Raw genomic sequence first — 17995 nt, 5'->3', positions numbered from 1 at the left:
AGAGCAGTGGCACGATGATGGCAGGTTGATGACGATACAAAATGGCCGTGAACTATTGATCCAGAGCGCTGTCGCGCAATCTGACGTGGGCAACGCCCGGCCGATCAGCGATACTCGCCGGGCGTTCACGCCCGAAAGTGGAGAGGAAAATGCCGCTGCAACGTCTGCACAAACTGTCGGAAATTCCAGCGTCCGACTGGGATGTTCTGGTCCCGCAAAACCAGCCGTTTCTGCGCCATGCGTTTCTTTCTGCGCTGGAGGACAGCGGCAGCGTCGGCCCGCACACCGGTTGGCAAGCGGAGCATTTGCTGCACGTCGAAGCGGGGCGGGTGATCGCGGCGTTGCCCGGTTATCGCAAATGGCATTCCTACGGCGAATACGTGTTCGACCACGGCTGGGCCGATGCCTGCGCCCGGGCCGGCATCGATTACTACCCCAAATTCTTGAGCGCGGTGCCCTTCAGCCCTGTCAGTGGTCCACGGTTGCTGGCAGCGAATGTCGAGGACGGATTCGAACTGCTCAAGAGCCTGCCGGGGTATCTGGAAGTCGAAGAGCTCTCCAGTGCTCACATCAACTTCACCGACGCGTTCACCGATGCCGCCATGGCCGAGCAGCCGGGCTGGCTGCAACGCATCGGCTGTCAGTACCACTGGCAGAATCGCGGCTACCGCGACTTTCAGGATTTCCTCGACGTGCTCGCCTCGCGCAAGCGCAAGCAGATGCGCAAGGAGCGCGAACAAGTGGCGGGGCAGGGCTTCGAGTTCGAATGGCTGGAAGGCCGCGAGCTGGACGAGGCGCAGTGGGATTTCGTCTACGCCTGTTACGCCAATACTTACGCGGTACGCCGGCAGGCGCCGTACCTGACCCGGGAATTCTTCAGCCTGCTGGCCGAGCGCATGCCGGAATCGATTCGCGTGGTCCTGGCCCGACAGGGCTCACGGCCGGTGGCGATGGCGTTCAGCCTGGTGGGCGGCGACAGTTTTTACGGACGCTATTGGGGATGCCTGGCCGAGTTCGACCGGCTGCACTTCGAGACCTGTTTCTATCAGGGCATGGACTATGCGATTGCCAATGGATTTAAACGTTTCGATGCCGGTGCCCAGGGTGAGCACAAACTGATTCGCGGTTTCGAACCGGTGATCACCCATTCCTGGCATTACCTGCGCCATCCCGGTTTGAAAGCCGCGGTCAAAGACTTCCTGCACCAGGAGCGCGCCGGTGTACTGGCCTATGCCGAAGAGGCGAGGAGCGCCTTGCCGTATCGGCAAGCCTGATCCTCGCCGGCTCCTTCAGCTGTCTTCCTTGCCCAGCCAGCGATAGAGCACGCCGCCGACCACCGCACCGAGCAGCGGCGCGACCCAGAACATCCACAACTGGGCGATGGCCCAGCCACCGACCATTAGCGCCGGGCCCGTGCTGCGGGCCGGGTTGACCGAGGTGTTGGTGACCGGGATAGAGATCAGGTGGATCAGCGTCAGGGCCAGGCCGATGGCGATCGGTGCCAGACCTGCCGGGGCGCGTTTGTCGGTGGCGCCGAGGATGATCACCACGAACATGGCGGTCATCACCAGCTCGGTGACGAACCCGGATGCCATCGAGTATTTGCCCGGCGAGTGTTCGCCATAACCGTTGGAGGCAAGGCCTGCGGCGATGTCGAAACCTTCCTTGCCGCTGGCGATGTGGTAGAGCAGGGCCGCTGCCAGAATCCCGCCGATCACCTGGGCGATGACGTAGGCAGGCAGTTCTTTGGCCGGAAACCGACCGCCGACGACCAGACCGACCGACACGGCCGGGTTGAGGTGACAGCCGCTGATGTGGCCGATGGCAAACGCCATCGTCAGCACCGTCAGACCAAACGCCAGGGCGACCCCCAGCACTCCGATTCCCAAGGGTGAAGACGCGGCAATGACCGCACTGCCGCACCCGCCCAACACCAACCAGAACGTACCCAACAACTCAGTGACTGAACGTTTGAACAGAGACATGACAGAGTCCTTGATAGGCGTGCTATCGAGACTGCATCCAGTGGTGCGTCCCTGCAGACTTACGACAGGCTCCGTTCCGGAGCCTTCGCTGATTACAGCAGGGTTTCAGGGGATTTCCAGCAGGCGATAAAAAACCGCCAGAGCCCGTGGTTAAAGGGCTCTGGCGGTTTTATCTCACGTTGATCGTTCCCACGCAGAGCGTGGGAACGATCAGAAGCGCGGTTCAGTCGATGCCGACAAACCCTCCGGTCTGGTGCGCCCACAACCGCGCATACAATCCGCCGTGGGCCAGCAGTTCGGCATGGTTGCCGCTTTCGGCGATCTTGCCGTTTTCCAGCACCACCAGCCGGTCCATGCGGGCAATGGTCGAGAGGCGGTGGGCGATGGCGATCACGGTCTTGCCCTGCATCAGGGTTTCCAGGCTTTCCTGAATCGCCGCTTCAACTTCCGAGTCCAGGGCCGAGGTCGCTTCGTCCATGATCAGGATCGGTGCGTCCTTGAGCAGCACCCGCGCGATCGCGATCCGCTGCCGCTGACCACCGGACAGTTTCACCCCGCGTTCGCCGACATGCGCATCGAATCCTGTGCGCCCCTCGGCGTCCGACAGCAGCGGAATGAACTCATCGGCACGGGCCTTGCGCACCGCTTCCCAGAGTTCGGCGTCAGTGGCGTCGGGCTTGCCGTACAGCAAGTTGTCGCGGATCGAGCGGTGCAGCAGCGAGGTGTCCTGAGTGATCATGCCGATCCGCGCGCGCAGGCTTTCCTGGCCGACTTCGGCGATGTTCTGGCCGTCGATCAGGATCCGCCCGCCTTCGACGTCGTAGAGACGCAGCAGCAGGTTGACCAGGGTCGATTTGCCGGCGCCGGACGGGCCGATCAGACCGATTTTCTCGCCGGGTTTGATGGTCAGGTTGAGGTCGCCGATGATGCCTTTCTTCTTGCCGTAGTGAAAATCCACGTGCTCGAAACGCACTTCACCACGGGCCACGGACAGTGGTTTGGCTTGCTCCCGGTCGGTGACGCTGACCGGTTGCGAGATAGTCTGCAGACCGTCCTGGACCATGCCGATGTTTTCGAAAATGCCGGTGACCACCCACATGATCCAGCCGGACATGTTGACGATGCGGATGACAAGGCCGGTGGCCAGGGCGATGGCGCCGACGCTGATCAGCGATTGCGTCCACAGCCACAGGGCCAGCGCGGTGGTGCCGACGATCAACAGGCCGTTCATGGTGGTGATGGCCACGTCCATGCTGGTGACCACGCGGCCGGCCAGTTGGGCTTTTTCGGTCTGTTCCTGGATCGCTTCGCGGGCGTAGTGCTGCTCGAAGTTGGTGTGGGCGAACAGCTTCAGGGTGGCGATGTTGGTGTAGCCGTCGACAATCCGGCCCATCAGCTTCGAGCGCGCGTCGGAGGCTTCCACCGAACGGTCCTTGACCCGTGGCACGAAGTAATAGAGCGCGCCGATGTAGGCGGCGATCCACGTCAGCAACGGGATCATCAGGCGCCAGTCGGCCTCGGCGAACAGCACCAGCGAACTGATCGCGTAGATCAGCACATGCCACAACGCGTCCACCGCTTGCACGGCGGAATCGCGCAGCGAGTTGCCGGTCTGCATGATGCGCTGGGCGATGCGCCCGGCGAAGTCGTTCTGGAAGAAGTTCAAGCTCTGCTTGAGCACGTAACTGTGGTTCTGCCAGCGAATCAGGCTGGTCATGCTCGGGCTAAGGGTCTGGTGTACCAGCATGTCGTGCAGCGCCAGAAACAGCGGGCGTAGCAGTAACGCTACCACCGCCATCCACGCCAGTTCGACGCCGTGCACCTTGAAGAAGTCGACGTTCGGCGTGCCCTGGGCGAGGTCGATGATGCGGCTCAGATAACTGAACAGCGCCACTTCGATCAGGGCTCCAAACAGGCCAACGATCAGCAGGGCGACGAAACTCGGCCAGACCTGCTTCAGGTAATAGGTGTAGAAGGGCAGAACGCGGTCCGGCGGGGATGCCGTAGGCGCATCGCGGAATATGTCGATCAGTTGTTCGAAACGGCGATAGAGCATCAGATAACCGCCCGGAGCACGGGCTCTCCTTTTATCAGTGTGAGCGGCGTGACATCAGCCAGCGCCGCTCGATATGCCCTGTAAAGCTTAGTCGATGCGCTTGGCCGACTTGATGATCACAGGGTCGATCGGCACGTTTTGCATGCCCTGTTTGGTGGTGGTCTGGGAGTTGACGATGATGTCGACTACGTCCATGCCCTTGACCACTTTGGCGAACACCGCGTAACCGGCGTCACGGCCCGGATCGAGGAAGGCGTTGTCGGCCACGTTGATGAAGAACTGGCTGGTGGCCGAGTCCGGGTTGGAGGTACGGGCCATCGACAGGGTGCCGCGAACGTTATGCAGGCCGTTGCTGGCCTCGTTCTTGATCGGGGTCTTGGTGTCTTTCTGTTGCATCTGCTGGGTGAAGCCGCCGCCCTGGGCCATGAAACCCGGGATCACGCGGTGGAAAATGGTGTTGTTGTAGAAACCGCTGTCGACGTACTCGAGGAAGTTCTTGGTACTGATCGGCGCCTTGACCGGGTCCAGTTCGATTTCGATCTGGCCGTTGGTAGTGTCCAGCAGCACGTGCGGCGCTTTCGCCGGCGTGGCAGCCATCAGGTTGGCGGCAAACAGCACGGTGCCGGCGGCGAGGGCGAGTTTTTTCAGCATGGGTCAGTGATCCTGAGGGTGATTATCGGCTGTGGCGAGGAACTCCAGCAGCGTTTGATTGAAGCGTTCGGGCTGGTCGAGCGGGGTGGCGTGGCGTGAATCGGCGATCACCACCAGCCGCGCATCGGGCAGCAGTCTGACATAGGTTTCTTTCAGCGAAACGGGGGTGTAGTCCCGGTCGGCGCTGACGACGAGGGTTGGACAGGTGACCCGGGAAAGGTGTTCCTGAACCCCCCAGCCAACAATCGCATCGAAGCTGGCGAGATAAGCACGTTTGTCGTTTTTTGCCCAGCGCTCTGCCATCTTCTGGCACAAATCCGCCTGCTCCGGTTTGGGGAACAGCCTGGCGCCAAGGGCCTTGCCGATGGTGGCGAGGCTGAGCAGGCGCATCAGGCTCCAGCGCTTGAACCACTGCCAGTAATCGTCGCGGCTGCGCAACTTGACCTCGGGGGCACTGTTGACGATGGTCAGGCTCTTGAGCATCCGCGGCTGATCGACAGCGAACTGGAAGCCGATCATGCCGCCCATGGACAGCCCGACGTAGTGCACCGGGCCAAGCTTCAGGTGTTCGATCAGGGCAACGATGTCGGCGCTGAAGCCGGCGATGCTGTAGCGCTCGCGGGGCTTGTCGGAGCGACCGTGACCGCGCACATCCGGGACGATCACCCGGTAATGCGCGGCCAGTACCGGGATCTGCATTTCCCAGTCCAGGGTGCTGGAGCCCAGACCGTGAACCAGCAGCAACGGAACGCCGTGGCCATATTCCTCGTAGTGCAGGTTGCAACCTTCATGCTCGAAATACGCCATCGGTGAACTCCGTGTCAGGCTTGTTCGGGGGCGGCGAACGGTGCGTCCAGCGGCAGGGTGTCGAAGGTGCGCAGCAGTTCGATCAGGATTTGCGTGGCTGGGCCCAAGGGTTTGTCCTTGTTCGAATACAGATAGAAACTGGAGTTGCGATTGCCGCCTCTGTCCAACGGTAGCAGCTTGAGCGAGCCGTCTTTCAGTTCCCGCTCGATCATGTGGCGTGGCAGCCAGGCGAATCCCAGGCCGCTGCTGACGAACGTCGCGGCCGTGGCGAGGCTGCCGACGGTCCAGCGCTGCTCGGCGCCGAGCCAGCCGACGTCCCGGGGTTGCTGGCGGCCGGAGTCGCGGATCACCACTTGCATCTGGGTTTCCAGGTCCTGAAAGCTCAGCTCGCGGTTGAGCCGGTGCAGCGCATGGTCAGGATGGGCGACGGCGACAAATTCGACATCGCTCAATTCCGCGCCGAGGTAACCGGGAATGCTCAGGCCGGTGATGGCCAGATCGGCCACACCTTCAAGCAGCACTTCTTCGACGCCCGACAGCACTTCCTCACGCAGACGCACCCGGCAGCCACGGCTCTGCGGCATGAAAGCGGTCAATGCGCGCACGATACGGGCGCTGGGGTAGGCGGCGTCCACCACCAACCGCACTTCGGCTTCCCAACCCTGCTCCATGTGATGGGCAAGGTCTTCCAGCTGGCTGGCCTGTTTCACCAGCTGTCGCGAGCGGCGCAGCAGCACGCCGCCGGCTTCAGTCAGCACAGCCTTGCGCCCGTCGATGCGCAACAACGGCACGCCGAGCTGATCCTGCATGCGGGCGACGGTGTAGCTCACCGACGATTGCGAGCGGTGCAGGGCCTCGGCGGCCTGGGCGAATCCGCCGTGGTCGACCACGGCCTGCAACGTTCGCCATTGATCAAGGGTCACGCGGGGCGCTTTCATCAATAGCTCCTCTTGTCCTAAGCTGGCGGTCCCTCATGGAGACTGCCGAATGAAAAAATTCTGTTGTGTGTTGCTGGCGCTGCTTCCGCTGACTGCGTTCGCGTACCCGATCGATGTGGAGAAAGATCTCAACGGCCTGAAGATCGACTACAACGCGTTTGACACCGATAACGACATCGGCTCCATCCAGGTCAACAACTACGGCGACGTCGACGCGACCTGTAAGGTGGTGTTCACCAACGGCCCGGAAGCGCCGCGTACCCGCAACATCGAAGTGGCTGCGGGTAAGCATAAGAACGCCACGGCCAAGTTCACCCGGACCATCATCAAGCTGCGCATCAAGCTGAGCTGCACCCCGAAATAGCGTCATGGGCCTGTGGGAGCGGGCTTCCACAGGCTAAGGCTTGCATCTAAACGAATTTTTCGATGCTTTGCAGCAATTATTTGCGCTTTTTCATCGATACGACACTGTTTAACCTTCACTCCATCGACTTACAACATTCTCGGATGGAGGCTACACAACATGTCCCGCGTTCTGATCATCGAAAGCAGCGCCCGCCAGCAAGACTCGGTTTCCCGTCAACTGACCCAGACCTTTATCGGTCAATGGAAAGCGGCGCATCCGGCCGATCAGATCACCGTACGTGACCTCGCCGTGAACCCGGTGCCGCACCTGGACATCAACCTGCTGGGCGGCTGGATGAAGTCCGCCGAGCAGCGCAACGACAGCGAGCAGGCCTCGCTGGACCGTTCCAACGAATTGACCGATGAATTGCTGGCCGCCGACGTGCTGGTGATGGCTGCGCCGATGTACAACTTCGCCATCCCGAGCACCCTGAAAGCCTGGCTCGACCACGTCTTGCGTGCCGGCGTGACCTTCAAGTACACCGAAACCGGCCCGCAAGGCCTGCTCAGCGGCAAGCGTGCCTACGTGCTGACCGCTCGCGGCGGCATCTACGCCGGCGGCCCGGCGGATCATCAGGAACCGTACCTGCGTCAGGTGATGGGCTTCATCGGCATTAATGACGTGACCTTCATCCACGCCGAAGGCATGAACCTGGGCGGCGACTTCCAGGAGAAAGGCCTCAACCAGGCCAACGCCAAACTGTCCCAGGTCGCCTGATATGTTAATCGCCAGATAATCGCCGATTGTTCTAGTGACCTGGCGCAACCCCTTCAAGGCTCTACGCGCATCGAACCTCCCTTTGCACTTGTTGCTCCTGAGTGCTGTAGCCCGATTGAACGCTTTAGCGAGATCGGGCTTTTTTTTGCCCGGGATTTAGCGATGGCCGGCAAAAACCGCTATCGTCGCCGCCATTCGAAATCGAGGCGAGCATGGGCTATCTACTTTTTGTCACGCTGATCCAGGCGTTTTCCTTCAGTCTGATCGGCGAATACCTGGCCGGTCATGTCGACAGCTACTTCGCGGTGCTGGTGCGTGTGGTACTGGCCGGGCTGGTGTTCATTCCGCTGACCCGCTGGCGCTCGGTGGAGCCGGCGTTCATGCGCGGCATGTTGCTGATCGGCGCGTTGCAGTTCGGCGTGACTTACGTCTGCCTGTACTTGAGCTTCCGGGTGCTGACGGTGCCGGAAGTTTTGCTGTTCACCATTCTCACGCCGTTGCACGTGACGCTGATCGAAGATGCGCTCAACCGACGCTTCAATCCGTGGGCGCTGATCGCCGCACTGGTGGCGGTCGCCGGCGCGGCGGTGATTCGCTACGACCGGATCAACCCGGACTTCTTCATGGGCTTTCTGCTGCTGCAACTGGCCAACTTCACCTACGCCGCCGGGCAAGTGCTGTACAAGCATCTGGTGGCGAAGCACCCGAGCGATCTGCCGCATTACCGTCGTTTCGGTTTCTTCTACCTCGGCGCACTCGCGGTGGCGCTGCCGGCGTTCCTGCTGTTCGGTAAATCCAACTTCCTGCCGGAAGCGCCGCTGCAATGGGGCGTGCTGGTGTTCCTCGGCCTGGTCTCCACCGCACTCGGTTTGTACTGGTGGAACAAGGGTGCGTGCCTGGTCAACGGCGGCACCCTGGCGGTGATGAACAACCTGCACGTGCCGGTGGGGCTGCTGCTGAACCTGCTGATCTGGAATCAGCATGAAGAACTCGGGCGGTTGTTCCTCGGTGGCAGCGTGATTCTGGCGGCGGTGTGGATCAGCCGCTTGGGGATTCGCCAGTCGGCGCCAATTGCTCCACCAGAAACGCGATAAACGCCCGAGTCTTCTGCGGCACTCGTCGCGCTGACGAGTACACCGCGTTGATGGTGATCGCCGGCGCCTGCCATTCGCACAGCACCGGCACCAGCCGCCCGGCCGCCAGTGCCTCTTCGACGATGAAGTCCGGCAGCAGCGCAATGCCCATCCCGGCCTCGGCCGCTTGCGCCAGCAGGTCGCCGTTGTTGGCGTGCAACGGCCCGGTGACGTTGACTCGCTGGGTCTCCTTGCCGTTGCACAGTTGCAGGCTGACCCCGCTCTGCAGATAGCCGTAGTTCAAGCATTGATGTGAGCGCAGATCCTGCGGCGACTGCGGCGTGCCCGCGCGTTCGAGATAAGCGGGAGACGCGACCATGATCCGCGGCGCCGGCGCCAGTTGCCGGGCGATCATGGTCGAGTCGGGCAGGCTGGCGATGCGGATGGTCACGTCGAAGCCGCTGCGCACCGGATCGACCTGCTGGTCGCTGAGCACCAGTTGCAGCTCGATGTTCGGGTGCTGCTCGTGGAACAGCGGAATCAGTTTGCCCAGCCGCCGCAGGCCGAACGACATCGGTGCGTTCACCCGCAACACCCCGCGCAATTCGCCAACTCCGTCCCGAGCTCGCTGCTCGGCCTCGTCCAGCGCCGCAATCACTTCCCGCGCCGCTTCGAAATACTCCGCTCCGGCCTCGGTCAGGTGCAGGCTGCGGGTGGTGCGTTGCAGCAGTTGCACGCCGATGGCTTCTTCCAGCGCCTGAATCTGTTTGCTGACTTTCGAGCGTGGCACGTCCATGGCACGGGCGGCGGCCGCGAAGCCGTTCTCGCCGACCGTCACCACGAAGGCGCGCATGCATTCGATGCGATCCATGATTGTCCCTGTTTTAGAATCAATGATTCTCGATTTTAGGGAATTGTCCCTTTATCGGCCAGCCCCTAAAGTGACATCCAAGCCGAGACAACAACGCCGCAGACGGCAAAGCGCCTCGACTCACCAATACCTAATCGAAACTTTGAATCGACATCAAAAGGAACGCGCCATGTCTATCCGTGAACTGCTGAACCCAACCAACTCCGCCCTGATCCTGATCGACCACCAGCCACAAATGGCTTTCGGCGTACAGTCGATCGACCGTCAGACCCTGAAGAACAACACCGTTGGCCTGGCCAAGGCAGCCAAGATCTTCAACGTGCCGACCATCTACACCTCGGTCGAAACCGAAAGCTTCAGCGGCTACATCTGGCCGGAACTGCTGGCGGTGCACCCGGAGCAGAAGCCGATCGAGCGCACCTCGATGAACTCCTGGGAAGACAAGGCGCTGGTTGACGCGGTGAAGGCCACCGGTCGCAAGAAACTGATCATCGCCGCACTGTGGACCGAGGTCTGCCTGACCTTCCCGGCCCTGGAAGCCCTGGCTGAAGGCTACGAGGTGTACATCGTCACTGACGCGTCCGGCGGCACTACCAAAGAAGCCCACGACATGTCGGTACAGCGGATGATTCAGGCCGGCGCAGTACCGGTGACCTGGCAGCAAGTGCTGCTCGAGTACCAGCGTGACTGGGCGCACAAAGACACGTATCAGGCAGTGATGGACCTGGTGCTGGAACACAGCGGCGCATACGGCATGGGCGTCGACTACGCCTACACCATGGTGCACAAGGCACCGCAGCGGCAGGCCTGATAAATCGGCGGGAAAAAAAAGACGCAACCAAGGTTGCGTCTTTTTTTGCATTTGAAGAAAGCGCTACATCAGATGTTTTTCGGCTTCTGGAATGTGGCTCGCGCCAAGGACTGCCGGCAATAACCCCGACCGCAAATCCCCACCACTGGGCTGCTGATACAGGCTCAGCCCGAACTCCGGCAGCACCGCCAGCAGGTAATCGAAAATATCCCCCTGGATCCGCTCGTAATCGGCCCACACCGTGGTGGTGGTAAAGCAGTAGATTTCCAGCGGAATGCCCTGGGCGGTGGTTTGCATCTGGCGGACCATGCAGGTCATGTTCGGCTGGATTTCCGGATGGCTCTTCAGGTAAGCCAAGGCATAGGCGCGGAAGGTGCCGATGTTGGTCATGCGCCGGCGGTTGGCCGACATCGCCGCGACGTTGCCCTGGGCTTCGTTCCAGGCCTTGAGCTCGGCTTTCTTGCGGCCCATGTAGGCGGTCAGCAGATGCACCTGGGAGAGTTTTTCTTCTTCATCGTCGCGGATGAAGCGCACACCGCTGGCGTCGATGAACAGGCTGCGCTTGATCCGTCGCCCGCCGGACTGCTGCATGCCGCGCCAGTTTCTGAACGACTCGGACATCAGGCGCCAGGTCGGGATGGAAACGATGGTCTTGTCGAAATTCTGCACCTTGACCGTGTGCAAAGTGATGTCGACCACGTCGCCATCGGCGCCGACTTGCGGCATTTCGATCCAGTCGCCGACCCGCAGCATGTCGTTGCTGGTCAGTTGCACGCTGGCGACGAACGACAGCAGGGTGTCCTTGTAGACCAACAGGATCACCGCCGACATCGCACCGAGACCGGACAGCAGCAACAGCGGCGAACGGTCGATCAGGGTGGCGACGATGATGATCGCGCCGAACACGTACAGGACCATTTTCGCCAGTTGCACATACCCCTTGATCGAGCGGGTGCGGGCGTGTTCGGTGCGGGCGTAGATGTCCAGCAGCGCATTGAGCAGGGCGCTGACCGACAGCAACAGGAACAGAATGGTGAACGCCAGCGCCACGTTGCCGAGGAACACCGTGGCGGTCTTGCTCAGTTCCGGCACCAGGTGCAGGCCGAACTGGATCACCAGCGATGGCGTCATCTGCGCCAGACGCTGAAACACCTTGTTATGGCGAAAGTCGTTGATCCAGTGCAACGCGGGCTGGCGACCGAGCATGCGGCTGGCATGCAGGATCAGATAACGCGCCACTCGTCCGAGTACCAGCGCGATCACCAATAACAGGAGCAGTGCCAGGCCGGCGTGCAGGAGCGGGTGCTGTTCGAGGGCACCCCAGAGGTCTTGGGCATTGAGCCAGAGCTGTTTGAAATCCATGAGTGAAACGATTCTTCTGTAAGACGCGACGGGCGATTAGAGCATTTAAGACGCTGTGTATTACCGTTGGAGACAAATCGAGCAACAAAAAAGCCACTGATTACGGCGGATTTCACAAAGAAACTCGGCCTGAGCGCTCGAAACCGGTAACCTATGCAGCTGATTTTTTGCATATCTTCGAGGTAGCACCCGTGTTTTCCCAATTCGCCCTGCACGAACGCCTGCTCAAAGCCGTGGCCGAGCTGAAATTTGTCGAGCCAACGCCTGTGCAAGCCGCGGCCATTCCGCTGGCGCTTCAAGGGCGTGACCTGCGGGTGACGGCGCAAACCGGTAGCGGCAAGACCGCCGCTTTCGTCCTGCCGATCCTCAACCGCCTGATCGGCCCGGCCAAGGTTCGCGTCAGCATCAAGACCCTGATCCTGCTGCCGACCCGCGAGCTGGCCCAGCAGACCCTGAAGGAAGTCGAGCGCTTTTCGCAGTTCACTTTCATCAAATCCGGCCTGATCACCGGCGGTGAAGACTTCAAGGTCCAGGCCGCCATGCTGCGCAAGGTGCCGGACATCCTGATCGGCACCCCGGGCCGGATGATCGAGCAACTGAACGCCGGCAACCTCGACCTGAAAGAAGTCGAAGTGCTGGTGCTCGACGAAGCCGACCGCATGCTCGACATGGGTTTCGCCGAAGACGTGCAGCGTCTGGTCGACGAATGCCCGAACCGTCAGCAGACCATGCTGTTTTCCGCCACCACTGGTGGTTCCGGCCTGCGCGAGATGATCGCCAAGGTGCTGAACAACCCTGAGCACCTGCAGCTCAATGCGGTCAGCCAACTGAACGACACCACCCGTCAGCAGATCATCACCGCCGACCACAACCAGCACAAAGAACAGATCGTCAACTGGCTGCTGGCCAACGAGACCTATCAGAAGGCCATCGTTTTCACCAATACCCGGGCCATGGCCGACCGCATCTACGGTCGCCTCGTCGCCCAGGAATACAAGGCGTTCGTGCTGCACGGCGAGAAAGACCAGAAGGATCGCAAGCTGGCGATCGACCGTCTGAAGCAGGGCGGCGTGAAGATCCTGGTGGCCACCGACGTGGCGGCCCGTGGTCTGGACGTTGACGGCCTGGATCTGGTGATCAACTTCGACATGCCGCGCAGCGGCGACGAATACGTGCACCGCATCGGTCGTACCGGCCGTGCCGGCAACGACGGTCTGGCGATCTCGCTGATCTGCCACGGCGACTGGAACCTGATGTCGAGCATCGAGCGTTATCTGAAGCAGAGCTTCGAGCGCCGCACCATCAAGGAAGTCAAAGGCACCTACGGCGGACCGAAAAAGGTCAAGGCCTCGGGCAAGGCTGTCGGCGTGAAGAAGAAAAAGACCGATGCCAAGGGCGACAAGAAGAAAACCGCCGCCAAGACCCCGACCAAGCGCAAGAGCGCCAACCGTCCGAAGCCGGACGCTCTGGTGAGCAGCGATGGCATGGCCCCGCTGAAACGCCGCAAGCCGGCAGCGCCAGCGGCGGAATAAGCCGTTTCAGGCAGGCAAAGAAAAACCCGGACATGGTCCGGGTTTTTTATTGCCAGCGTTTATCAACTGCCCAGCAGGCCAGTGGTGTCGGCATCAAAACGCCGCTTGGCCTGATCGGCTGCCGGTTTGAGCTGTGCGAACAGGGCGGCCTCGCTGTACAGCCCGGTCAGTGCCAGTTCCTTGGGGGTTGGCTCGATCGGGATCAGCACGTCTTCACCCGCCGCGTGCAGCCAGATCGCCACAAGGTGCAGCGCCGACACAAACAGCATCCGCAGCTCAACGGTTTTGCCTTTCAGTTGCGGCGATTGCTCCGCCAGTTTCAGCGCATCGACCGTGGCGCTCGCCAGGTTGCCGTGGTTCAACGAGGCGAACTCGACGTGACCGCGTACTTCGGCCAATTGCGCATCGGCAATCGATACCCCGCCGGAAAACACCAGGTAATGCCAGTCGCCTACTCGGGCGTTTTTCAGGCCTTTGCCCTGGCTCAGGTCGTCCAGACTGAGCGAGTAGCCGCGATAGGCCTCGCTGAGGCTGATTCCGGCAGGCGCAGTACTGGCGAACTGGCGATTGACGCCGAAGCCCTGGGTCAGCAATGCGGCCTGCAGGGCCGGGCGCAAGGTCTGTACGCCGTTGGAAGGCGCTTTTGGATAAGTCAGTTTCATGATGCCGCCCCCTGGTTTTTCGCCGTGAAGTAAGTGTGGGTCCAGTTGCCGCCACCGTTGTAGGAGCCGGGGAAGGAATTCAGCGCGCGGGTCGAATAGCCGTAGATCGAATCCGCAACCAGCACGTAATTGCCGTTGGTGCCGTAGATCGCCAGAAAGTGCGCACCGCCGCCGTACCAGGCGCAACGCAGGCCGATCGGGCGGCCCATGTTGATCTGGTTCTGGATGGCCGACATCTGTAGCGAGCCCGAATTCATGCCGTTGAAACTGCGGGTGATCTTCAGCGCAACATCGAGATAGCCATACACGTTGCACGGCCCCGGTTGATTGCAGCAATTGCGATCCAGCGCGGCGCTGGCAACGGCGCATTGGGTCCAGGACCCGGTGCCGTAGTAATTGCCGACCGAGGCGGAAGCCGCAGCCCAGCACCAGTTGGTCTGTGTCTGTTGCTGCATGGTGAAGTTCAGGCTGGCGGCCGCCAAGGCACGGTTTTGTGCAGCCGCTTCGACCTCGACCAGTTGCGGGTCGAGCAGATGGCCGATCAGACATTCGGGCAGGGTATTGCCGGTGAATGCCGTTGTTTCAGTGGTTAACATTTTTCAATCCTCCATGAATGAAAACAAACGTTCCGCGTTTGCGGGATAACGGTATTGCCGAGTGATCGGTGTTCAAGGGTTGCCATCTCCGATGGCCGGTTCCGATCAGGCTCGGGGTAACCCTAGGTGTGAATATGCATTTGTGCAAATAACAAAATGCACTAATGCAAATTTCCGGACAAAAGAAAGCAGGCTCTGGTATCGATCCAGCCTGATCGATGCCAAAGCCTGCCGTTGTCTGCGCGGGTGCTATCCCTCGGTTTTCTTCTCGGCCGAACCCAGTTCCTTCAAGCGCTGATCGATCAACTGGCATTTGTCCGGCAGATCGGCGGAGGCCGTACCCAGATCCATTTTCTGCAACTCGGCGTTGATCTCCTTGGCCTTGGTCGGGTTTTGCTCAGTGAGCTTCGCGACTTCCTTGGCCAGTTGCTCGCGTTTGGCGGTGGCTTCTTCCGGCGTACAGGCCCAGACGGGCAAGGCGCAGGCAAGCGTGGCGGCGAGGGTGAGCTTGAGCAGGTTTTTCATGGGGGCAGGCCTCAGTTCCGGTTAAGGCGGGTTACCCGGTTGAGGGTTTTGGCCAGCGAAAAGTTCACTGCGACTAGCGTTGGGGTGATGCCTTTGTCAAATGTCGACCTCGGCAATTGAAATGCCTATGCATCGGTTGAATACATCGACAAGAAGATCGTCATCACCGTGGTAGGAGTGAATGCACGCCTTGATCCATTCGTCTTGATCGCATGGATAGATCGCTTCAAACAAGGTGCGGTGCACTCGTTTTAAAGTTGCAAGGCTGTAGGGAGGAGGAATGAATTCCAAACGCGCAGAGGCGACTTCATTGATGTAGCGTTCTGCTTCATCCAGGTCTTCGGCATTGCGCAAGTCGAGCAAATTGACAAGAACATCAGTGCCCGGATAACAATCCGGGGCTTGGTCAGAACCGTATTTATCGTTGCTCAAGCTTTCAAGAGCTGGACCGCTCTCAAGGCAGCGGCCCTTGTGGGAAGTTTGATATCGCCATCAGTGGGAGATGGAACAAAGCCTTCCAGGCGCAGGCTGGCCGCGAAATTGGCTCTGCGTTGCTTCGCGAACCAGGCTTTCTTGGTTTGCAGACTCAGCTTTTCCATATCGGCCTCTTGATGCGGGAATGTGCCAATTATAGTCGAACGAAGCCGTGTCGGCTCGTTCGACCTAGCATCGCACATCCTGCGGCACCATTGAACCCGTCCACGCTGACGGGCTACCCATCACGGCAGCAACTGGATTTTGCGGCGCCGTCGTAGCGATCATGATGCCGCACCCATTCCATGATCTCGTCCTCGTTCCGGCCCTTGGGCGTAAGGTCGAGAAAGTTGTACGCACCGACCAGCATGTCCAGACCTCGGGCGTACGTTGAGTAGGTGTGGAAAATGTCGCCGTTGTCGGCGCGATAAAACACGCTCAGCCCCGGCATTTCTTCCTCGGCGCTGTCGGTCTTTTCGTAGTTGTACGTAGCCTTGCCTGCTTCGACATCCTCAGCGCGGGCGCACACGCCAAAGTCGTAGTTGAAATCGCAGCCGTCCGACGACACCCAGTCGAATTTCCAGCCCATCCGCCGCTTGAAAGCCTGGAATTCGGCGAACGGTGCGTGGGACACCGCCACCAGTGAAATGTCGTGATGGGCCAAGTGCAGGTTGGCGCCGTCGATGTGGTCGCTGAGGAATGAACAGCCCGGGCAGCCTTCCTCCCAGCCCTTGGCGAACATGAAGTGGTAAACGACGAGTTGGCTGTGCTGACCGAACAGATCGACGAGTTTCAATTCGCCGTTCGGCCCCATGAAGCGGTAATCCTTGTCGACCTTCACCCAGGGCAGGGCGCGGCGTTTGGCGCTGAGGCGGTCGCGTTCCCTGGTGAAGGCCTTTTCATCGGCCAGATGCTGCTTGCGGGCGGCGAGCCATGCTTCGCGCGACACCACCCGATGATTCTCAACGTTCATGATGATTTCTCCTGCGGGGTTGAAACCGTCTGTCTCAGACTAGTCGCTCAACCCCCCGGAAAATCGACAGACCGCCGGTCGGTCGGGGCGCCGAATAATCCTGAACGGTGACGCCACGCTCCGGTCACAATCTGTGAACGCGCCAAAAAATCACGCGCACCGGAGGTTGAATCAGGATGACGAATTATAACTGGGATTTGATTGAGCGCCTGCTGCATGAAGTGCAGAACGGCGCGGGCCACAGCTTCGCGCCACGGTCTTTCGCCGAAGACTATGCGGCAGAGAAAGCGGCGGCGGGCGAGGCGATCGAGAATCTGGATCACCTGAAAACGCTGGCCTGCGACTATGAGCAATTGCTGCTGTTGCGCGGTTACATTCAGCCCCGTGGCGAAGACGAGGGCAGTACCGGCAACAACTTCAGCCTGACCCCGCGTGGCTCCAGCCTGTTGAGCCTGATCGACAGCAGCATTCCCGGCAACGATCATCCGCGTCAGGTGCTCGATGAGCAGGAAGATGCGCTGGATGAGCTGACATTCGATGAGGTGGCCTCCAAAGCGCAGATTGCCTGAGGCTTTGCACAAAAAATGTGGGAGCGATTTTGCTCGCTCCCACATGGGTTTTTCAGTGATCTCAGCTTTTTTGTGCGGCCTTCAGGCACTTCAAGTCATTGAAGTCCTTGCGCACCCCCTCAATCTTTTTCAACAGGCGCTGGCGTTGCTGCGGGGTGCTGTCAGCCATTAGATCAACGAACAGCGAACGGGCCTGCGCTTCGGTATTGGCGTAGGCCTTTTGGTAATCCGCTGTCCATAAACGTTCGCGATTGACCAGAAGCGTCTCGATCCGCTGTGGGAATTCAGGACTTTTGCGTTGCGCCACCGCCGCACTGAACTGCTTCTGCCAGTGAGCACGGTTGGCAATCCACTGGGTGTTCTGATCGCCCAGAGCGGTCGACCAGGCCATCACCCGCTGTTCCTGCTTCGCGCTCAACGGGCCGAGCCAATCGTTGAGACGCTTGTCCATGCGCGCGCCACGTTCGGCAATCTGCTGCGACAGCGGAGGCTTGAGGTATTCCTGCTCGCGCTTTTGCAGGTCTTTGGCAAAGGCGTCGTTCATTTCAGCGACCTGCCGATCATCCAGGCCTTGCAGCAATTCAATCGCCGACGGGGTGATTTCCCGGGCGGTTTCGGCGATTGCCTGCTTGGCCTCTGCGGTGCGGGCCTGAAGTGCGGCGTCGGTGACCTGATTGGTCTCGACCATGGTTTGCAGGCGATCGAGCCAGTCCAGATAACCCGGTAACTGTGTGGTGCAGTGCCAGCTCAGGTGTTCCCTGAGGCGTTCGTTGAACCAGCCTTTCTGCTCGCCGTTCATGTCCAGGTAGTCGCTGAGCGTCCACGGAATGATCACATCGAGATTGCGATAGGCCAGGCCGACGCGGCTGCAAGCGCCGAGGGCGAGGGTCAGGATCAGTAGAACGGCGAGGCGTTGGAACCAGCTAGACATGGGCGAATCCTTGCGAAAGCCAGCCTTGAGGGTCTGATTCTCATCTGAACACAGGA

The 17995-nt window shown here is 60.4% G+C and carries 21 protein-coding genes; 7 read left to right on the top strand and 14 right to left on the bottom strand.

What is annotated here, in order from left to right; translation table 11 throughout:
• Window positions 1–149 precede the first annotated feature (149 nt).
• Window positions 150–1274 carry a GNAT family N-acetyltransferase gene (locus ACTJK7_RS08540; protein ID WP_108560091.1) on the top strand — a complete coding sequence of 375 codons (1125 nt, stop codon included), beginning with the start codon at window positions 150–152 and terminating at the stop codon, window positions 1272–1274.
• 15 nt (window positions 1275–1289) lie between these two features.
• Here the strand turns inward: ACTJK7_RS08540 and aqpZ are convergent, their stop codons facing one another.
• The 5 genes from aqpZ to ACTJK7_RS08515 all read right to left on the bottom strand — a co-directional run bounded on the left by aqpZ (window position 1290) and on the right by ACTJK7_RS08515 (window position 6437).
• Window positions 1290–1985 (bottom strand): aquaporin Z, encoded by a 696-nt coding sequence (gene aqpZ, locus ACTJK7_RS08535; protein WP_064383176.1) that lies wholly within the window; start codon window positions 1983–1985, stop codon window positions 1290–1292.
• A gap of 223 nt (window positions 1986–2208) precedes the next feature.
• A complete protein-coding gene (locus tag ACTJK7_RS08530) occupies window positions 2209–4041 on the bottom strand; it encodes an ABC transporter ATP-binding protein (RefSeq protein ID WP_323151561.1) in 1833 nt (610 codons plus the stop codon).
• An 87-nt stretch (window positions 4042–4128) separates the two neighbouring features.
• Entirely contained in the window at window positions 4129–4692 is a 564-nt protein-coding gene (locus tag ACTJK7_RS08525; protein WP_323151562.1) for a peptidylprolyl isomerase, read from the bottom strand.
• A 3-nt stretch (window positions 4693–4695) separates the two neighbouring features.
• A complete protein-coding gene (locus ACTJK7_RS08520) occupies window positions 4696–5499 on the bottom strand; it encodes an alpha/beta fold hydrolase (protein WP_064383183.1) in 804 nt (267 codons plus the stop codon).
• Window positions 5500–5513: 14 nt separating this feature from the next.
• Window positions 5514–6437 carry a LysR family transcriptional regulator gene (locus ACTJK7_RS08515; RefSeq protein WP_011332960.1) on the bottom strand — a complete coding sequence of 308 codons (924 nt, stop codon included), beginning with the start codon at window positions 6435–6437 and terminating at the stop codon, window positions 5514–5516.
• A gap of 49 nt (window positions 6438–6486) precedes the next feature.
• On the opposite strand from ACTJK7_RS08515, the gene ACTJK7_RS08510 reads away from it, so the two are divergent.
• The 3 genes from ACTJK7_RS08510 (at window position 6487) to ACTJK7_RS08500 (ending at window position 8654) form a co-directional block, all read left to right on the top strand.
• On the top strand, window positions 6487–6801 hold the full coding sequence (locus tag ACTJK7_RS08510; protein WP_011332961.1) for a hypothetical protein: 315 nt from the start codon (window positions 6487–6489) through the stop codon (window positions 6799–6801).
• 159 nt (window positions 6802–6960) lie between these two features.
• A complete protein-coding gene (locus tag ACTJK7_RS08505) occupies window positions 6961–7560 on the top strand; it encodes an FMN-dependent NADH-azoreductase (protein WP_064383187.1) in 600 nt (199 codons plus the stop codon).
• Window positions 7561–7772: 212 nt separating this feature from the next.
• Window positions 7773–8654 (top strand): carboxylate/amino acid/amine transporter, encoded by an 882-nt coding sequence (locus ACTJK7_RS08500; protein ID WP_102685997.1) that lies wholly within the window; start codon window positions 7773–7775, stop codon window positions 8652–8654.
• Here ACTJK7_RS08500 and ACTJK7_RS08495 read toward each other — a convergent pair.
• Entirely contained in the window at window positions 8599–9504 is a 906-nt protein-coding gene (locus ACTJK7_RS08495; RefSeq protein WP_440780604.1) for a LysR substrate-binding domain-containing protein, read from the bottom strand. The two genes, ACTJK7_RS08500 and ACTJK7_RS08495, sit on opposite strands and share 56 nt — an antisense overlap.
• Before the next feature lie 169 nt (window positions 9505–9673).
• Here ACTJK7_RS08495 and ACTJK7_RS08490 point away from each other — a divergent pair, with 169 nt between their 5' ends.
• Window positions 9674–10315 carry a hydrolase gene (locus ACTJK7_RS08490; RefSeq protein WP_007956548.1) on the top strand — a complete coding sequence of 214 codons (642 nt, stop codon included), beginning with the start codon at window positions 9674–9676 and terminating at the stop codon, window positions 10313–10315.
• 63 nt (window positions 10316–10378) lie between these two features.
• Here the strand turns inward: ACTJK7_RS08490 and ACTJK7_RS08485 are convergent, their stop codons facing one another.
• On the bottom strand, window positions 10379–11677 hold the full coding sequence (locus tag ACTJK7_RS08485; RefSeq protein WP_011332965.1) for a mechanosensitive ion channel family protein: 1299 nt from the start codon (window positions 11675–11677) through the stop codon (window positions 10379–10381).
• A 191-nt stretch (window positions 11678–11868) separates the two neighbouring features.
• Here ACTJK7_RS08485 and ACTJK7_RS08480 point away from each other — a divergent pair, with 191 nt between their 5' ends.
• The gene (locus tag ACTJK7_RS08480) at window positions 11869–13209 is read left to right on the top strand and encodes a DEAD/DEAH box helicase (RefSeq protein ID WP_011332966.1); all 1341 of its coding nucleotides are present in this window, start codon (window positions 11869–11871) and stop codon (window positions 13207–13209) included.
• Between the two features lie 62 nt (window positions 13210–13271).
• Here ACTJK7_RS08480 and ACTJK7_RS08475 read toward each other — a convergent pair whose 3' ends face one another.
• The 6 genes from ACTJK7_RS08475 to ACTJK7_RS08450 form a co-directional block, all read right to left on the bottom strand.
• Window positions 13272–13871 carry a hypothetical protein gene (locus ACTJK7_RS08475; RefSeq protein ID WP_440780602.1) on the bottom strand — a complete coding sequence of 200 codons (600 nt, stop codon included), beginning with the start codon at window positions 13869–13871 and terminating at the stop codon, window positions 13272–13274.
• A complete protein-coding gene (locus ACTJK7_RS08470; protein ID WP_440780601.1) occupies window positions 13868–14467 on the bottom strand; it encodes a papain-like cysteine protease family protein in 600 nt (199 codons plus the stop codon). Before ACTJK7_RS08470 ends, ACTJK7_RS08475 begins: the two co-directional genes overlap by 4 nt.
• 249 nt (window positions 14468–14716) lie before the next feature.
• The gene (locus ACTJK7_RS08465) at window positions 14717–14992 is read right to left on the bottom strand and encodes a hypothetical protein (protein WP_011332969.1); all 276 of its coding nucleotides are present in this window, start codon (window positions 14990–14992) and stop codon (window positions 14717–14719) included.
• Window positions 14993–15088: 96 nt separating this feature from the next.
• A complete protein-coding gene (locus ACTJK7_RS08460) occupies window positions 15089–15424 on the bottom strand; it encodes a hypothetical protein (protein WP_440780599.1) in 336 nt (111 codons plus the stop codon).
• Window positions 15421–15591 carry a YhfG family protein gene (locus ACTJK7_RS08455; RefSeq protein ID WP_007956564.1) on the bottom strand — a complete coding sequence of 57 codons (171 nt, stop codon included), beginning with the start codon at window positions 15589–15591 and terminating at the stop codon, window positions 15421–15423. The genes ACTJK7_RS08460 and ACTJK7_RS08455 overlap by 4 nt, the downstream gene beginning before the upstream one ends.
• A 113-nt stretch (window positions 15592–15704) precedes the next feature.
• On the bottom strand, window positions 15705–16439 hold the full coding sequence (locus tag ACTJK7_RS08450; protein ID WP_108560167.1) for a DUF899 domain-containing protein: 735 nt from the start codon (window positions 16437–16439) through the stop codon (window positions 15705–15707).
• Between the two features lie 176 nt (window positions 16440–16615).
• Between ACTJK7_RS08450 and ACTJK7_RS08445 the strand changes: the two genes are divergently transcribed.
• The gene (locus ACTJK7_RS08445) at window positions 16616–17008 is read left to right on the top strand and encodes a transcriptional regulator (RefSeq protein ID WP_108560169.1); all 393 of its coding nucleotides are present in this window, start codon (window positions 16616–16618) and stop codon (window positions 17006–17008) included.
• 61 nt (window positions 17009–17069) lie between these two features.
• On the opposite strand, the gene ACTJK7_RS08440 is transcribed toward ACTJK7_RS08445, so the two are convergent.
• Window positions 17070–17939, bottom strand: a complete 870-nt coding sequence (locus ACTJK7_RS08440; RefSeq protein ID WP_064383199.1) for a DUF6279 family lipoprotein — start codon at window positions 17937–17939, stop codon at window positions 17070–17072.
• Between the last annotated feature and the right edge of the window lie 56 nt (window positions 17940–17995).

Origin of the sequence: Pseudomonas sp. 22085 (assembly GCF_052045815.1) — a bacterium.
Lineage (GTDB): Bacteria > Pseudomonadota > Gammaproteobacteria > Pseudomonadales > Pseudomonadaceae > Aquipseudomonas > Aquipseudomonas glycinae.
The sequence above is the reverse complement of the archived record's forward strand: the minus strand, read 5'-3'. Positions and strand labels throughout refer to the sequence as shown.

Bases quoted from the DNA above. Each gene is read 5' to 3' on its own strand.
- ACTJK7_RS08540 (WP_108560091.1), top strand. From the start codon at position 150: ATGCCGCTGCAACGTCTGCACAAACTGTCGGAAATTCCAGCGTCCGAC.
- aqpZ (WP_064383176.1), bottom strand. From the start codon at position 1,985: ATGTCTCTGTTCAAACGTTCAGTCACTGAGTTGTTGGGTACGTTCTGG.
- ACTJK7_RS08530 (WP_323151561.1), bottom strand. From the start codon at position 4,041: ATGCTCTATCGCCGTTTCGAACAACTGATCGACATATTCCGCGATGCG.
- ACTJK7_RS08525 (WP_323151562.1), bottom strand. From the start codon at position 4,692: ATGCTGAAAAAACTCGCCCTCGCCGCCGGCACCGTGCTGTTTGCCGCC.
- ACTJK7_RS08520 (WP_064383183.1), bottom strand. From the start codon at position 5,499: ATGGCGTATTTCGAGCATGAAGGTTGCAACCTGCACTACGAGGAATAT.
- ACTJK7_RS08515 (WP_011332960.1), bottom strand. From the start codon at position 6,437: ATGAAAGCGCCCCGCGTGACCCTTGATCAATGGCGAACGTTGCAGGCC.
- ACTJK7_RS08510 (WP_011332961.1), top strand. From the start codon at position 6,487: ATGAAAAAATTCTGTTGTGTGTTGCTGGCGCTGCTTCCGCTGACTGCG.
- ACTJK7_RS08505 (WP_064383187.1), top strand. From the start codon at position 6,961: ATGTCCCGCGTTCTGATCATCGAAAGCAGCGCCCGCCAGCAAGACTCG.
- ACTJK7_RS08500 (WP_102685997.1), top strand. From the start codon at position 7,773: ATGGGCTATCTACTTTTTGTCACGCTGATCCAGGCGTTTTCCTTCAGT.
- ACTJK7_RS08495 (WP_440780604.1), bottom strand. From the start codon at position 9,504: ATGGATCGCATCGAATGCATGCGCGCCTTCGTGGTGACGGTCGGCGAG.
- ACTJK7_RS08490 (WP_007956548.1), top strand. From the start codon at position 9,674: ATGTCTATCCGTGAACTGCTGAACCCAACCAACTCCGCCCTGATCCTG.
- ACTJK7_RS08485 (WP_011332965.1), bottom strand. From the start codon at position 11,677: ATGGATTTCAAACAGCTCTGGCTCAATGCCCAAGACCTCTGGGGTGCC.
- ACTJK7_RS08475 (WP_440780602.1), bottom strand. From the start codon at position 13,871: ATGAAACTGACTTATCCAAAAGCGCCTTCCAACGGCGTACAGACCTTG.
- ACTJK7_RS08470 (WP_440780601.1), bottom strand. From the start codon at position 14,467: ATGTTAACCACTGAAACAACGGCATTCACCGGCAATACCCTGCCCGAA.
- ACTJK7_RS08465 (WP_011332969.1), bottom strand. From the start codon at position 14,992: ATGAAAAACCTGCTCAAGCTCACCCTCGCCGCCACGCTTGCCTGCGCC.
- ACTJK7_RS08455 (WP_007956564.1), bottom strand. From the start codon at position 15,591: ATGGAAAAGCTGAGTCTGCAAACCAAGAAAGCCTGGTTCGCGAAGCAA.
- ACTJK7_RS08450 (WP_108560167.1), bottom strand. From the start codon at position 16,439: ATGAACGTTGAGAATCATCGGGTGGTGTCGCGCGAAGCATGGCTCGCC.
- ACTJK7_RS08445 (WP_108560169.1), top strand. From the start codon at position 16,616: ATGACGAATTATAACTGGGATTTGATTGAGCGCCTGCTGCATGAAGTG.
- ACTJK7_RS08440 (WP_064383199.1), bottom strand. From the start codon at position 17,939: ATGTCTAGCTGGTTCCAACGCCTCGCCGTTCTACTGATCCTGACCCTC.